Genomic DNA, 14,460 nt, shown 5'->3' on the forward strand with positions numbered 1-14,460 from the left:
TCAGGACTTCGGCACTTCGACGACGACCTGCGTCGCCTTGACGGATGCGGTGGCGAGCGAGCCGACCTCCAGGCGCAGCTCCCTCGCGGCCTCGGCGGACATGAGGGACACGACCCGGTGCGGCCCGGACTGCACATCGATCTGTGCCATCAACCCGTCGATCTGCACACGGGTCACGATGCCGACGAACCGGTTCCGGGCACTCGAGAGCGCATCATCCGACGCCTGTGCCTCCTCGGCGAGTTCCACAGCGCGCGCGGCGAGCGCGTCACCGGGGATCTCGGCCGGCACGGCGTGGGTGGTCGGCAGGAGACCCTGGTCGATCCAGCGCCGGACGGTGTCGTCACTCACGCCGAGCAGTTCGGCGGCACGGGCGATGCGAAAAGTCTGCATATGGCAGGTTACCGCAGATGCGGATGCAGATGGCCGATGAATCCTCATCCGCGGATCGCCGCCCTGCTGTGCGGCGCACACCCCGGACGCCAGCGGTCGGAACCCGACTCGCAGGCCGCACGGGCGCTCGCCGGGCATAGCCTGGTGCCATGCAGCCGATCGTCGCTCCCACGCCCGCTCTCGATCCGGCTGAGCTCGTGCGCACCGCCCGGCATGCGGTGCTGGCAGGCATCGGCGAAGAAGGGCAGCGTCGCCTGGCCGCCGCCCACGTCGCGGTCGTCGGGGCAGGCGGGATCGGTTCCCCGGTGCTGCTCGCGCTCGCGGCTGCCGGTGTCGGCAGCATCACCGTGATCGACGACGACATCGTCGAGCTCACCAATCTGCAGCGCCAGCTCGCCCACCGTGTCGAGGACATCGGCCGCCCCAAGACCGCGTCGGCCGCCCGGGCGATCACCGCGTTGTCGCCCGGCGCCGAGGTCGTGACGGCATCCGAGCGACTCGACTCCGAGAACGCGGAGCGCCTGTTCGCCGGCGCCGACATCGTCGTCGACACGAGCGACTCCTTCGCGACCCGGCGCGACGTCGCCACCGCGACCGAAGCCCTCGGCATCCCACTCGTGTGGGGCGCCGTGCAGGAGTGGCACGCGCAAGCCACGGTGTTCTGGTCGAATCCCCCCGAGGGCCACTCACCCGTCGTCCTCGCCGATCTCTTCCCCCTCGGCACCGAGGGCGAGCCACCCAGCTGCGCGCAGGTCGGAGTGCTGGGGGCGATGTGCGTGCAGGTCGGCGGGATGCTGGCCGGCGAGGTCGTGAAGCTCATCACCGGGGCGGGAGAACCGCTGCTCGGACGCCTCGCGATCATCGACTCTCTCGCGGCGCGACAGCACGAGATCGCGATCCGATCGGCGGTGTCGGCATGAGCGCCGCGAACGGACTGCGCCGGTCGGTCGAGGAGCAGCTCGCGCTGGTGCTCGCCGCCCTCCGCCCGCTGCCGACAGAGGCGCGCGCGATCCGGGACGCCGCCCACCGCACGCTCGCCGAACCCGCCACGGCGGCGCACGACATCCCGCTCTTCGACAACTCGGCCATGGACGGCTTCGCCGTGCGAGCAACGGATGTCGCCGCGGCATCCCCCGAGAACCCGGTCGTCCTGCGGGTGGTGGCCGACCTTCCCGCCGGGGTCTCCGACGACCCGGCACTGGCCGCGGGCGAAGCGGCGCGCATCATGACCGGCTCCCCCACGCCGACCGATGCCGACGCGATCGTGCCCTTCGAGGACACCGCCGGCGGTCTCGCCGACTCGCTCGGCGAGGTGCGCGTGCTGCACGCGCCGGCGAAACCCGGTGCGTTCGTCCGCCGCCGCGGTGCCGACCTGCACGCCGGCGACGCGGTGGTGCTCGCCGGCGAGCGGCTCGGCGCCTTCCAGCTGTCCGCCGCCGTCGCCGCCGGGGTCGAGACCGTCACGGTGACCCGCGCACCCCGGGTGGCCGTCGTATCGACCGGCAGCGAACTGCTGGAGCCGGGCGAAGCGGCACAACGCGGGCGCATCCCGGATTCGAACGGACCTCTGCTGGAGCTCCTCGTCGCGGATGCCGACGCCGAGGTCGTGCTCGTCGCGCGGGTCGCCGACGATGCGGATGCCGTCCGAGCCGTCACCGAGACAGCCGTCGAGCGCGGCGCCGACGTGATCGTGTTCACCGGCGGTGTCAGCGCGGGAGCCTACGAGCCCGTGCGCGGGGCGTTCGACGGACGGGGCGAGGTCGAGTTCGCAAGTGTCGCCATGCAACCGGGCAAGCCCCAGGCCTTCGGCGTGCTCGACACCGGCACTCTGGTGTTCGGGCTGCCCGGTAACCCCGTGAGTGTGGCGGTGTCGTTCGAGGTGTTCGTGCGCCCCGCGCTGCTGGCGCTGCAGGGTCGCTCCGAGATCCATCGGCCGCGTGCACCCTTCACCGCGGATGCCGCGTGGACCACCCCACCCGGACGACGCCAGTACCTGCCCGCCGTCGTCGACCTCGCGCGTCGGACGGTGCGTCCAGCCACCGCGGGCGGCTCGGGGTCGCACCTCGCCGGAGGCCTGGCCCGCGCTCAGGCCTTCGCGATCGTGCCCGCCGAGATCGACGCCGTCGCCGAGGGCGACGTGATCGATGTCATGCTGGTCGGATGAGCTTCACGCACCTCGATTCGGCCGGCCATGCCCACATGGTCGACGTGACCGGCAAGCAGCCGACCGTCCGCACCGCCACGGCCCGCGGATTCGTGCGCTGCAGTCCCGAGGTCATCGCGGCGCTGCGTGACGGCACCGCGCCCAAGGGCGACGTGCTCGCGGTCGCCCGCATCGCCGGCATCCAGGGCGCCAAGTCGACACCCGCTCTGCTGCCCCTCGCCCATGTGATCGGCGTGCACCGCGCCTCGGTCGAACTCGACATCGTCGACGACGGCGTGCACGTCGAGGCGACCGTCGGCACCGCCGACCGCACCGGTGTCGAGATGGAAGCCCTCACGGCCGTCTCGGTGAGCGCCCTCGCGATCGTCGACATGATCAAGGGCCTCGACCGCTCGGTCGTGATCGAAGACGTGCGCATCGTCGCGAAGTCGGGCGGGCGCTCGGGCGACTGGGTGCGCGAGGGAGAGTCGTGATGACCACCCGCGTCCGCTATTTCGCTGCGGCCGCCGAGGCCGCGGGCACCGACGCCGAGGACCGCGGCGAGCGCTCACTGGCGGAGTTGCGGGCCGCCGTCGTCGCCGACCATCCGGCGCTCGCCGACATCCTGCCGCGATGCGCGGTGATGGTCGACGGCGTGCGCAGCGACGACGACCGGCCGCTGGATGACGCGCAGCTGATCGACGTGCTGCCGCCGTTCGCCGGGGGCTGAGCCGGCGCCCCACTCGGCGGGCGCCCCGCGGGTGACTCAGCCGCGCTCGCGGACACCCCAGAAGTCCGATTGCGCTTCACAAGTCCACGGACGCCGCAAACGGACTCCGGGAGCGCATGCGGACTTCGGAAGCGCACGCAGGCGCTTCACAAGTCACATTGCGCTTCACACGTCCACGGACGCCGCAAACGGACTCCGCAAGCGCATACGGACTTCGGAAGCGCACGCGGGCGCCCCGCAAGTCCCATTGCGCTTCACAAGTCCGCAGACGCCGCAAACGGACTGCGGAAGCGCACACGGACTCCAAAAGCGCACACGGACTGCGAAAGCGCACACGCCGCCACCCGGCTGACTCGAACCGCGGCTCAGCCCCCGATGCCCTTCCACGACGTGGACCCGTCGGACTCGACCTGTCGCTTCCACACCGGCAGCGACTGCTTGATGTCCTCGATCACCGCGCGGCACACCTCGAAGGCCTCGGCCCGATGCTCGGCGGCGACCGCGATCACGACGGCCGCATCTCCGACGTCGAGGCGACCGACGCGGTGGCTCACAGCGACGACCACCCTGGCATCGCCGACGGCATCCGCCCCCGCCTGCTCGGCGAGGCCACGCAGCGCGATCTCCGCATCGGGATGCGCGCTGTATTCGAGGCCGACCACGGCCGTCGTCGCATCCGGGTCGTTGTCGCGCACACGGCCGATGAATGTCGTGACGCCGCCCAGGGCCGGGTCATCGACCGCCGCGAGGTGGGCCTCGACGTCGAGCGGCTCCTCGGAGATAGCCGCGATCCGCACCTCGTTCACGAGTGATCACCGCCCTCGACCTGGTCGACGACATGTCGGGCGACGGTGAGCACGACAGGGATCCCGGATGCCACGGCACGCGGCGATCCGGGCAGGTTCACCACGAGTGCACCCGCGGGGTCGACGATCCCGGCAAGACCGCGGGAGAGCACCGACAGCGGGGTGTCGGCGAGGCCGCTGCGGCGCAGCTCTTCGGCGAGACCCGGAACCTCCCGGGTGATCACCCGACGGGTTCCCTCCGGTGTCTCATCCCGCGGACCGACACCCGTGCCGCCGGTCGTCACGATCAGCCGCACGCCGCGGGCGACGGCCCGACGCAGGGCGTCGGCGACCGAGGTCGCTCCGTCGGCGATGACCTCGGCATCCGGGCAGTGCCACCCGGCATCCCGTAGCAGACCGACCGCGATCGGCCCGCCCCTGTCCTCTCGTTCTCCGGCGAAGGAGCGGTCCGAGACGGTGATCACGCAGGCGGGGAGCGACGTCATGGCTCCACCCTAGGTGCTCGCCCTGCCCCTCGCACCGGCATCAGGAGACGCGGATCAGCGACCGCTGCCACCCGGATGAGCCGTTCGGCGCGATCGGCGCGCGCTCCTCGATCTGCAGGTCGCCGTTCTTGTTGATCGCCCGCACGGCCACGTAGTGCGTGCCGGGGGTGGCATCCCACTCGAGGAACCACTGCACCCAGGTGTCCTCATTGATCGGCGCCGACAACGTGGCCGGCACCCAGTCGCCCTCGTCGATGCGGACCTCCACCCGCTCGATGCCGACCGACTGCGCCCACGCGACTCCGGCGATCGGGATGCGACCGGCCTCGACCGCCTCGCCGACCTTCGGGGTGTCGACCCGGGACGCGAACTTGATCGGCGCCTCGGCACTGTACCCGCGGGGCGTCCAGTAGGCCTCGTCCTTGTCGAACGTCGTCACCTTGAGCTCGGTCAGCCACTTGGTGGCGGAGACGTATCCGTAGAGTCCCGGCACCACCATGCGCACCGGGAAGCCGTGTTCGAGCGGCAGCGGCTCGCCGTTCATCCCGACCGCCAGGATCGCGTCGAGATTGTCATCGGTCAGTGCCGAGAGCGGGGTGCTCGCGGTGTACCCGTCGACGCTCTTCGACAGCACCATGTCGGCCCCCGACTTCACCCCGGCCTTCTTGAGCACGTCGCGCAGCGGAACCCCGAGCCACTTCGCGTTGCCGACGAGCTCCCCGCCGACCTCGTTCGAGACGCAGGTCAACGTGATGACGTACTCGTCGAGTCCCATGTCGAGGATGTCCTGGAAGCTCATCTCCACCCGCTGATCGACCATGCCGTCGATCACGAGCCGCCAGGTGCTCGGGTCGATCGTCGGCACGGTCAGTGCCGTGTCGACCCGGTAGAAGTCCTTGTTGGGAGTGAACAAGGTGCTGAGTCCGGGGATGTCGAGCTCGGCGCCCTTCGGCACCGCCACGGTGGACTTCGGGGACGGGAGCTTCAGGGCATCGCGGATGTTCGCGACCGAGGCGACGGTCATGCTCACGGTGCGCGAGGCGATGCCGACGATCACGGCCGACACCCCGGCGATCCCGGCGAGGAGGAAGAACTGCCGACGACCCAGCGCCTTCGGGGTCTGCTCTGTGGCGTCTTGGCCGGTGGCATCCTGGCCGGTGGCGTCCTGGCCGGTGGCATCCTGGCTGGTGGCGGCAGCCGCCTTCCACGTCTGCAGCCGACGGATCAGGAGGACGATGAGGATCGACCCGGCGATCGTCCCGAGCACGGGCGGCAGGAAGGCGAGGGCGGTGACGCCTGCCCTGGTGACGATGGCCGCAGTGGAGAGGGCTCCCGCGACCACCAGAGCGATCACGCCGAGAGGGGGCCGCAGCAGCTGCAGGATGCCGGCGATCGCCGACGCGATCACCACCGCGAGGCCGAGTCCGGCCAGCAGGGCGATCTTGTCGTACTCGCCGAATGTGGCGATCGCGAACTCCTTGAACGGCTGCGGCACGATGTCGATCACGAATCCGCCGACGGCGAGGATCGGGCTGGCTGAGCGCGCGAAGATAAACGCGAAGAGCTCGGCCGTGGCGAGGAAGACGAGTCCGCTGATCACACCCGAGAGGGCAGCCCAGAAGAAGAACCTCTTGCCCCTGCTCTGCCGTGTGCCTGTGCCGCGCTCGTCTGCGGTGCTGCGCTGTGCCATGGTCTGCTCCTTCGCACCGAGGACGGTGTGGTCTCGGGTTGTTCGGAGCAGACACGCGAACGGATGGTCGCGGCATCGGAGGCGGCGCGACGGGAAGTGGACCTGAGAGGCGGTGCTAGAGGCGACGTGCGGTGATCGTGTCGCGATCCTGTAGCTGGCGCAGTGTGCGCAGGCAGCGCGAGCAGAGGATCTCGACCCGGCGAGGGTGGTTCTCCCCGCACACGCAGTCGACCGTCACCCGCCACTTGGCCTTGCGGCCGCACGCGGCGTAGGCCTCGTCGTCGCCGTGGTCGCACTCGCACAGCTGTCGTCCGCGATCGAGGCCAGGGATCTCGACGAGGCTTCGCTCGAGATCCGAGACCGGGGGCAGCTGTGTTTTCACCACCTGCCCATGCTCCAGGGTCGCGCGACCGCGCGCAACACCGGGGCTCTCGCGCGTGGCCGCTCCAGAACTCCGGAGATCGGGCAACGACTGCGCAGAAAGAGCCCCTCAGCCCGGTTGTCGACGCGGTTCTCCGGAGTTATGGCGCCCCGGCCGTTCACAACTCAGCACGAACGGTCGAGAACCGACAGTTCAGCACCGAATACGGGCCCGGCACCGGCGTTCGTGCTGAGTTGTGAACGAGCGGCGTCCGGAACCGGCAGGCGCAGCGCGCTGCAGCTCCAGAACTCCGGAGATCCGGCAGCGACAGCACCGGCACAGCCACTCAGACGGGTTGTCGGCTCGATTCTCCGGAGTTTGGCGCGCGACGGAACGCGGGTCAGACCTGGACGATACGCGGAGGCGGCGGCGGGGCGAGCTGTCGCTGGGGGACGCCGTGCGCCTCGCGGTGCAGACGCTCCATGCGGCTGTCGAGCTCGGCGGCGGCCTCGGCGGCGTCGGTCAGGCTCTCCACGAGGTGCGAGGGGACCTGGTTGGAGAACTTGTAGTAGATCTTGTGCTCCAGGCTCGCCCAGAAGTCCATCGCGATCGTGCGGAACTGCACCTCGACCGGCACCGACAGCGCTCCGGTGGAGAGGAACACGGGCACCTCGATGATGGCGTGCAGGCTCTTGTACCCGTTGTCCTTCGGGGTCGCGATGTAGTCCTTGACCGTGCGCACCGTGACGTCGTCCTGCGCGGTGAGCAGATCGAACAGCCGGTACACGTCGGCGACGAAGCTGCAGGTCACGCGGACGCCCGCGATGTCGGTGATCTCGGAGCGAATGCGCTCGAAGTCGGGCTCGGCGATCCCCTTGCGGGCGATCTTCTCGACGATACTGTCGGGCGTCTTCAGCCGGCTCTTGACGTGCTCGATCGGGTTGTACGCGTGGTGGTGGGTGAACTCGTCACGAAGGATCGAGATCTTGGTCTCGACCTCCCGCATCCCGAACTCGTACTCGCGCAGGAAGCGCTGGAACTCATCGCGGAGCTCCCGAGTCTGCTGGATGGCGTCGTCGGTGACCTGAAGGGACGTCATGCCTCCGACGTTACGCGTCCGTGATCGGAACGGGCTGTGGATCGCCGATGAGAAATCGGCGGGCGATCCTTGACGATGTCGGAGGCCGGGTCTACAACGGAGCACATGACCAGCGCAGGCGAGAAGTGGACCGAGGCGTACATCGAGGCGTGGCGGTCGAACGATCCGGAGCGCATCGGCGCGCTCTTCACCGAGGACGCCAGGTACCTGACGAGCCCAGACTCGGAGCCGCGCGTCGGTCGACAGGCGATCGTCGACGGCTGGCTCGAGGATCTCGACGATCCCGGGACCTGGACGTTCGAGTGGTCGGTGCTGCATGAGCACGACGACTTCGTCGCCGTGCAGGGCCGCACCGAGTACCCCGCCGAACGCGACTACCTCAATCTCTGGATGATCCGACTGGATGCCGAGGGGCGGGCGACCGAGTTCACCGAGTGGTACATGCCACGCCCGCACAGCCCGTGAAAGGGCCGCACCCGCTAATTCGGCGCGCAGGGATCACGACGGCTGAGCGCGGCCGACGCGGGGAGTAGGGCGGGCTGCGGCATCCGTCCTGGCGTCCACGAGGTCCTGACCCGACAGCACGCCTGGCAGGCCGCGTCCGTGACGCGTGGTGAACAGCAGCACGATGGCGAGGAGGATCAGGAGCGACGAGGCGACGCCGAACAGCCCGCCCAACAGTGACAGCGCCGAGAGCCCGCCGATCCCGCCCGCCCAGCGCAGCACCCGGGCGAGCGGTGCCGGCAGCCGCGACCCGGTGTACCGCAGTTGGACCGCGATGTCGCCGACCGACCGTCCACCCACCAGGATCACCAGGAGGAAGACACTCGTCGGGACGATCGCGGACAGCGCCGAGGCGAGGGACCCGTCGAGCACGGCGGCCCGGTCGTTCGCGATGTACTGCAGCCACGCCTGCACGCCCACCCCGACCCCGGCGCTCAGGAAGCCGTAGGCCAGCGCGTCGCACAGCATCGCGAGGGCGCGACGCCCCCGGGTGACCGGGCGGGCAAGGTCGGCGTCGGCACTCACCTGAGAGCCCCGCAGCGATCGGGGGACGACGAATGCCAGCGCGCACCCCAGGACCGCCCCGAGCGTGTTGGTCAGGAGGTCGCCCACGTCGAAGAAGCGGTAGGCGCAGGGATACAGTCCCCCGACACCGGTGAGCTGCGTCATCTCGACCAGCAGCGACAGGCCGAGCCCCGCGAGGAGCGCGACCACGACACCGCGCCCCGCGAGCACCCGGACGAACACTCCGAGCGGCAGGAACAGCAGCACATTGAACACCAGCTGGAGCAGGGCCGGATGCCGAAGAGGATTGCCCGACGTGGCGAGCGCGGTCTGCACGTCGCGGACGACGGACATCGGGTCGACGATCGCACCGACGCAGCGGATCGCGTCGGGGTCGGGAAGCGGAAGCAGCGTGTACGTCCAGATCGCCCAGAAGTAGATGAGCGCCGACAGCCACAGCAGCGTCCGGCCGAGACCGAGGCGTCCTCGTCGGCGGTAGCTGATCGCCACGAAGGGCACGAACAGCACGACGCCGAAGGCCACTCCGATCGCGATCGCGATGAACCCGAGCAGCACCTGATCTTCCACAACGTGCCACTGTAGCCGCGCGGCGTGAGGATTCCGTTAGGGACGCCCGAGCGGCCGTAGGGATTCCGTGAGGAAACCGTGAGAGAAGCGTGCGCGCGCGTAACGTCGCCGGACGTGTCAGATGAAACCAGGGACAACACAGACGCTCCCCCTCGCGTGAAGCGCATCCTGATCGGCGACCCTCTGACGAGTGCGCAGGTCGACGACCAGCTGCTCCCGAAGAAGATGGCGCTGCCGATCTTCGCGTCCGACGCTCTGAGCTCGGTCGCCTACGCGCCGCAGGAGCTCGTGATGATCCTGCTCATCGGCGGACTCACCTTCCTGTCGTTCACTCCTCTCGTCGCGATCGCGGTCGTCGTGCTGCTGATCGTCGTCGTGCTGAGCTACCGCCAGCTCATCAAGGCGTACCCCTCGGGCGGTGGTGACTACGAGGTGGCGTCGAAGAACCTCGGCGAGATCCCCGGAGTCATCGTCGCGGCAGCCCTGCTGGTCGACTACGTCCTGACAGTCGCGGTCTCGGTGGCCTCCGGCGTCGACAACATCATCTCGGCCGTGCCGGGACTCGACCCCCTCCGGGTGGAGCTCGCTGTCGGATTCGTGATCCTCATCATCATCGTGAACCTCCGCGGCGTGCGCGAGGCATCCCTCGTCTTCGCGATCCCGACCTACGTGTTCATCGCGTCCGTCGGCTTCATGATCGTCACCGGACTCATCCGCACGTTCCTGGGTGATGCGCCGGTCGCCTCCAGTGCGGAGTTCGCCGTGCACTCCGAAGACCTCGGCCAGGCCGCGGTGATCCTGCTGATCCTGCGGGCGTTCTCGAGCGGATGCTCCGCACTGACCGGCGTCGAGGCGGTGTCGAACGGGGTGCCCGCCTTCCGCACCCCGAAGGTCCGCAACGCCCAGACCACCCTGGTGCTGATGGGCTCGATCGCGGCGTGCCTGTTCGCGGGTCTCACGGCTCTCGCACTGATCACGGGCGTGCACTATGCCGAGAACCCGTGCGACCTGATCGGCTTCGACTGCTCGAACCCGCAGCCGAGCCTGATGGCGCAGATCGCCTCGGCGACGTTCGGCGGCGGTAGCATCCTGTTCTTCATCATCCAGGCCGCGACCGCCTGCGTGCTACTGCTCGCGGCGAACACCGCGTTCAACGGCTTCCCGCTGCTCGGCTCGGTGCTCGCCCGCGACGGCTACGCGCCCAAGTCGCTGAACACCCGCGGCGACCGTCTGGTGTTCTCGAACGGCATGATCGTGCTCGGCATCGCGGCGATCGCCGTGCTCGTCGTGTTCCAGGCGAAGCTGACCACGCTGATCCAGCTGTACATCATCGGCGTCTTCGTGTCGTTCTCCCTGGGGCAGATCGGCATGGTCCGGCACTGGCGACGCGTGCTGCGGGGTCCCGCCGAGACGACCGCCGGTTCGGGGATCGACGGCGCCTCGGCATCCGATCGCCGCTCGGCCAAGATCGGACTCGTCATCAACTCGGCCGGGGCCGTCATGACTGTGCTCGTGCTCCTGATCGTCACGATCACGAAGTTCACCCACGGCGCGTACCTGGTGTTCTTCGCGATCCCGGTGCTCGCCTTCCTGATGATGGGCGTCAAGCGGTACTACCGCGACGTCGAGCATGAGATCGCGATCGACGACACCACCAAGTTCGGCGCGACGGGCGACCTGGCGATCGTGCTCGTCAACCGCCTGCAGAAGCCCGTCATCAAGGCGATCGACTACGCGGTCGCCGCAAAGCATGGCAAGACACTGGCGGTGCACGTGGCCGTCGCCTCCGACGACGCCGCTCACCTGCAGAAGGAGTGGGCAGACCACCTCGTGCCCATCCCGCTGGTGATCGTCGAGTCGCCGTACCGGTCGTTCGCCCAGCCGGTCACGCAGTTCATCAAGCAGTACCGCGAGAAGCACGGCTCGTCCGTCGTGACCGTCTACCTGCCGCAGTACATCGTGGGGCACTGGTGGGAGACGTTCCTGCACAACCGGCGCTCGCGCCGTCTCGCGAACCAGCTGATGCTCGTGCACGGCGTCTCGATCACCCTCGTGCCATGGCTGCTCGACTCGTCTGAGCTGATCTACGGTCGGCGGTCGCGACCCCTCCCCGGCCAGGAGCGCGCCGGTCGCCCCGTCGTGGTGAGCGGACGCCGCGCGCATCGCCCCGAGGGGCCGCCGGAGAGCTGACCCGCGCTCAGCGCGCGAGCACAGCCCCCAGGATGCCGGCAGCCTCTGCGAACCGCGCGGGCTCGGCGTTGGCATAGTTCAGCCGGACGTACGACCCGGATGCCTCGGCCGGGAACCACTCGGAACCCGGCGCGATGATGAGGCCCCGCGAATCGCATTCGCGCACGATCTCGGTCACGTCGCTGCCTTCGGGCAGCCGCACCCACAGGTTGAGCCCACCGAGCGGCACCGTCTCCACGAGCGCGGTGGGAGCGTGCGCGGCGAGAGCCGACACGAGCAGGTCCCGGCGCATCCGCAGCTGCTCGCGGAACGCCCGGAGATGCGAGGTCCACGCCGGCTGCGTCACGACGTCGAGCGCGGCGGCCTGCAGCATCCCGCTGACGTACATCGACTCCGCCGCCCGGTCGGCGAGGATGCGCTCGCGTGCGGGTCCGCGGGCGATCACCGCCGCGACGCGCAGCGCCGGAGACACGCTCTTGGTGAGGGAGCGGAGGTAGACGACGTGGCCGTCGTCGTCCGAGGCGGCGATCGGTCGCGGCTCGGCATCGATCGCGAGGTCGTGCGCCCAGTCGTCCTCGATGAGGAAGGCGCCGTGTCGGCGCATGGTCTCGAGCACCGCGGCGCCCGTCGCCGCCGGCCATTGCGCGCCGGTGGGGTTGGCGAAGGTCGGCTGCGCGTAGAACGCCCGTGCGCCGGAGCGCACGAGGGCGCGCTCGACCTCGTCCGGGTCTGGGCCCTGCGGACCCGAGGGGATCGGCACGAGCACGACTCCCGCCTGCTCGGCCGCGAGCAGGGCTCCCCAGTACGTGGGGGACTCGATGAGCAGCGGCCGCCCCGGGCCGACGACCGCGCGGAAGATCGAGCTGAGGCCGCTCTGGCTGCCCGACACGATCAGCACGTCGCGAGCGGATGCCGGGACGATATCGGCCGGCGTCGACGCGGCGAGCTCGCCGGCGAACCATGCCTGCAGCTCGGGCAGGCCTGCGGCCGGCGATCGGGTGACGGCGGCATCCGTCCTCGCGGCGCGCGCGAGCGCCTGCCGCACCAGACGCTCCGGCAGCAGCTCGACGGCGGGGTAGCCGGAGTGCATGCCGATCGCATCGGGGGCGGTCGTGCGCTGCGTCGAGGAGAGACCGGCCAGACGGGCGGGCGCGGCACCGAGGGCTGAGGTCTGCCAGCCGTAGTCGGCCGGTCGAGCGGTGCGGAGCATCCGGACGAAGGTGCCGGCACCGGGCCGGGACTCGACGAGGCCGAGCCGCGCGAGCTGCCGCATGGCCTTCTGCACCGTCACCGGGCTCGCACCGTACTGCGCGACGAGCGCGCGATTCGACGGGACCCTCGCACCGGGCGGTGCGGTCGTGATCCATTCGCGGACTCCCGCGACGATGCGGTCGGTGCTATCGTTGCTCATGAAAGAACAGAGTAGCGTTATCGCTTCGCCCCGCACAGTGTTATCTACACGCGCCGGACTGTGGTGGGGGCTGCTCGGGGTCGTGGCCTTCTCGTTCACCCTCCCGTTCACACGCATCGCCGTCGGCGGCCTGTCACCGCTGTTCATCGGATCCGCCCGCGCGGTCGTCGCCGCGGTGCTCGCGGCCATCGCGTTGACGGCGACGCGTCAGCATGCGCCCAGCAGGAGGCAGTGGTGGCGTCTCGCCGTCGTCGCCGGCGGAGTGGTCGCCGGGTTCCCGCTGCTGACGTCGTTCGCCATGACGGCGACCCCCGCGAGCCATGGCGCCGTGGTGGTGGGTCTGCTTCCGGCAGCCACGGCGGTGATGGTCGTGCTGCGCACCCGCGAGCGTCCCCGCGGCGCCTTCTGGGTCTTCGCCGCTCTGGGCGCCGCGTGCGCGGTGGCCTTCGCCTCGATGCAGAACGGCGGTCTCGGCGAGCTCCACGCTGCCGATCTGCTGCTGTTCGGCGCGGTGCTGGCCGCGGCGATCGGCTATGCCGAGGGCGGGCTGCTCGCCCGCGAGCTCGGATCGTGGCAGACGGTCTCGTGGGCGCTCGTCCTCGCGGCACCGCTGATGCTCGCCCTGACACTGGCGACCGCCATCCCGCATCCACCGGTCGCCGCGCCCGCACAATGGCTCGCCTTCGCCTACCTCGCCGCCGTCAGCATGTTCCTCGGCTTCTTCGCCTGGTACCGGGGACTCGCGATCGGCCCCATGGCGCAGGTCAGCCAGATCCAACTCGTCCAGCCGGTGATGAGCATCGCCTGGGCGGCCCTGCTGCTCGGCGAGCAGATCGGCTGGGCCACCGCCCTCGGCGGCGTCGCCGTCATCCTCTGCGCCGCGCTCGCGGTGCGCACCCGCCTCGTTCCCTCCCGTTCCACCACCCGCCCCTCACACCAGGAGTCCTGATGCGTCACACGCCCCGTTATCTGATGACCGACCCGCTCGAGGTCAAGCGCCTCATCCGCGCGAACCCCTGGGCGACCTTCGTCTCGCCCGCCCGCAGCGGACTCGTGGCCTCGCACTACCCCGCCCTGCTGGTCGAGGACGAGAGCGGGATCGTGATCGTGAGCCACTTCGGCCGACCGGACGAGCAGCTGCACGAGCTCGGCGAGCATGAGGTGCTGGTCATCATCCAGGGACCGCACGACTACGTCTCCCCGAGCCTGTACGCGCCGGGCGACCTGGTGCCCACCTGGAACCACGTCACCGCCCACCTGTACGGGACGCCCGAGATCCTCAGCGAGGAGGAGAACTACGCGATGCTCTCGCAGCTCACCGACCACTTCGAGAGCGGGTACGCGCACGGCCGCAGCCTTTCCGAGGACGAGGAGGGGACCAGACGTGCCGCGAAGGGGACGGTCGGCCTGCGGCTGCGCGTCGACCGCTTCGACGCCCGCGCCAAGCTGAGCCAGAACAAGGCCCCCGAGGTGCGCGAGCACATCACGAGTCGGTTCGAGGAGACCAACGCGGCGCTCGCCGACGAGATGCGCCGCGTCTGAACCCGGCCGTGCCG

16 protein-coding genes are annotated in these 14,460 nt (G+C 69.9%); 8 read left to right on the top strand and 8 right to left on the bottom strand.

The genetic code is table 11. The features are described from left to right. Positions 1–393: a TOBE domain-containing protein gene (locus tag BLW44_RS16570; protein WP_060927640.1), complete on the bottom strand. Its 393-nt coding sequence runs from the start codon at positions 391–393 to the stop codon at positions 1–3. A 149-nt stretch (positions 394–542) separates the two neighbouring features. On the opposite strand from BLW44_RS16570, the gene BLW44_RS16575 reads away from it, so the two are divergent. Genes BLW44_RS16575 through BLW44_RS16590 form a run of 4 tightly spaced genes read left to right on the top strand, consistent with a single transcriptional unit; the run spans position 543 to position 3,266 of the window. Next, the gene (locus BLW44_RS16575) at positions 543–1,313 is read left to right on the top strand and encodes a HesA/MoeB/ThiF family protein (RefSeq protein WP_060927641.1); all 771 of its coding nucleotides are present in this window, start codon (positions 543–545) and stop codon (positions 1,311–1,313) included. Further along, complete coding sequence (locus tag BLW44_RS16580; RefSeq protein ID WP_074731934.1) at positions 1,310–2,557, top strand: molybdopterin molybdotransferase MoeA; 1,248 nt, start codon at positions 1,310–1,312, stop codon at positions 2,555–2,557. Before BLW44_RS16575 ends, BLW44_RS16580 begins: the two co-directional genes overlap by 4 nt. After that, positions 2,554–3,030 carry a cyclic pyranopterin monophosphate synthase MoaC gene (gene moaC, locus BLW44_RS16585; RefSeq protein WP_060928272.1) on the top strand — a complete coding sequence of 159 codons (477 nt, stop codon included), beginning with the start codon at positions 2,554–2,556 and terminating at the stop codon, positions 3,028–3,030. The genes BLW44_RS16580 and moaC overlap by 4 nt, the downstream gene beginning before the upstream one ends. Then, on the top strand, positions 3,030–3,266 hold the full coding sequence (locus BLW44_RS16590) for a MoaD/ThiS family protein (protein WP_060928273.1): 237 nt from the start codon (positions 3,030–3,032) through the stop codon (positions 3,264–3,266). The genes moaC and BLW44_RS16590 overlap by 1 nt, the downstream gene beginning before the upstream one ends. 365 nt (positions 3,267–3,631) lie before the next feature. Here the strand turns inward: BLW44_RS16590 and BLW44_RS16595 are convergent, their stop codons facing one another. The 5 genes from BLW44_RS16595 to BLW44_RS16615 form a co-directional block, all read right to left on the bottom strand. Further along, entirely contained in the window at positions 3,632–4,072 is a 441-nt protein-coding gene (locus tag BLW44_RS16595) for a molybdenum cofactor biosynthesis protein MoaE (protein ID WP_060928274.1), read from the bottom strand. Beyond that, complete coding sequence (locus BLW44_RS16600) at positions 4,069–4,557, bottom strand: MogA/MoaB family molybdenum cofactor biosynthesis protein (protein WP_060928275.1); 489 nt, start codon at positions 4,555–4,557, stop codon at positions 4,069–4,071. The genes BLW44_RS16595 and BLW44_RS16600 overlap by 4 nt, the downstream gene beginning before the upstream one ends. Positions 4,558–4,597: 40 nt before the next feature. Continuing rightward, the gene (locus BLW44_RS16605; RefSeq protein WP_060928276.1) at positions 4,598–6,247 is read right to left on the bottom strand and encodes a molybdopterin-dependent oxidoreductase; all 1,650 of its coding nucleotides are present in this window, start codon (positions 6,245–6,247) and stop codon (positions 4,598–4,600) included. 115 nt (positions 6,248–6,362) lie between these two features. Beyond that, the gene (locus BLW44_RS16610; RefSeq protein ID WP_060928277.1) at positions 6,363–6,632 is read right to left on the bottom strand and encodes a hypothetical protein; all 270 of its coding nucleotides are present in this window, start codon (positions 6,630–6,632) and stop codon (positions 6,363–6,365) included. Between the two features lie 376 nt (positions 6,633–7,008). Further along, positions 7,009–7,707 carry a GTP pyrophosphokinase gene (locus BLW44_RS16615; RefSeq protein WP_060928278.1) on the bottom strand — a complete coding sequence of 233 codons (699 nt, stop codon included), beginning with the start codon at positions 7,705–7,707 and terminating at the stop codon, positions 7,009–7,011. 105 nt (positions 7,708–7,812) lie between these two features. Here BLW44_RS16615 and BLW44_RS16620 point away from each other — a divergent pair, with 105 nt between their 5' ends. After that, positions 7,813–8,172 carry a nuclear transport factor 2 family protein gene (locus BLW44_RS16620; protein WP_060928279.1) on the top strand — a complete coding sequence of 120 codons (360 nt, stop codon included), beginning with the start codon at positions 7,813–7,815 and terminating at the stop codon, positions 8,170–8,172. 33 nt (positions 8,173–8,205) lie between these two features. Here BLW44_RS16620 and BLW44_RS16625 read toward each other — a convergent pair whose 3' ends face one another. Then, positions 8,206–9,303 (bottom strand): VanZ family protein, encoded by a 1,098-nt coding sequence (locus tag BLW44_RS16625; protein WP_060928280.1) that lies wholly within the window; start codon positions 9,301–9,303, stop codon positions 8,206–8,208. 225 nt (positions 9,304–9,528) lie between these two features. Here BLW44_RS16625 and BLW44_RS16630 point away from each other — a divergent pair, with 225 nt between their 5' ends. Next, positions 9,529–11,493, top strand: a complete 1,965-nt coding sequence (locus BLW44_RS16630) for an APC family permease (RefSeq protein WP_245647473.1) — start codon at positions 9,529–9,531, stop codon at positions 11,491–11,493. Positions 11,494–11,500: 7 nt separating this feature from the next. On the opposite strand, the gene BLW44_RS16635 is transcribed toward BLW44_RS16630, so the two are convergent. Then, complete coding sequence (locus BLW44_RS16635; protein ID WP_060928282.1) at positions 11,501–12,904, bottom strand: aminotransferase-like domain-containing protein; 1,404 nt, start codon at positions 12,902–12,904, stop codon at positions 11,501–11,503. On the opposite strand from BLW44_RS16635, the gene BLW44_RS16640 reads away from it, so the two are divergent. Further along, entirely contained in the window at positions 12,903–13,853 is a 951-nt protein-coding gene (locus tag BLW44_RS16640; protein WP_074731937.1) for a DMT family transporter, read from the top strand. The two genes, BLW44_RS16635 and BLW44_RS16640, sit on opposite strands and share 2 nt — an antisense overlap. After that, positions 13,853–14,446, top strand: a complete 594-nt coding sequence (locus BLW44_RS16645) for an FMN-binding negative transcriptional regulator (protein ID WP_060928284.1) — start codon at positions 13,853–13,855, stop codon at positions 14,444–14,446. Before BLW44_RS16640 ends, BLW44_RS16645 begins: the two co-directional genes overlap by 1 nt. Positions 14,447–14,460: the final 14 nt, after the last annotated feature.

This window comes from Microbacterium hydrocarbonoxydans (assembly GCF_900105205.1).
In the GTDB taxonomy this organism is placed as follows: Bacteria; Actinomycetota; Actinomycetes; order Actinomycetales; family Microbacteriaceae; genus Microbacterium; species Microbacterium hydrocarbonoxydans.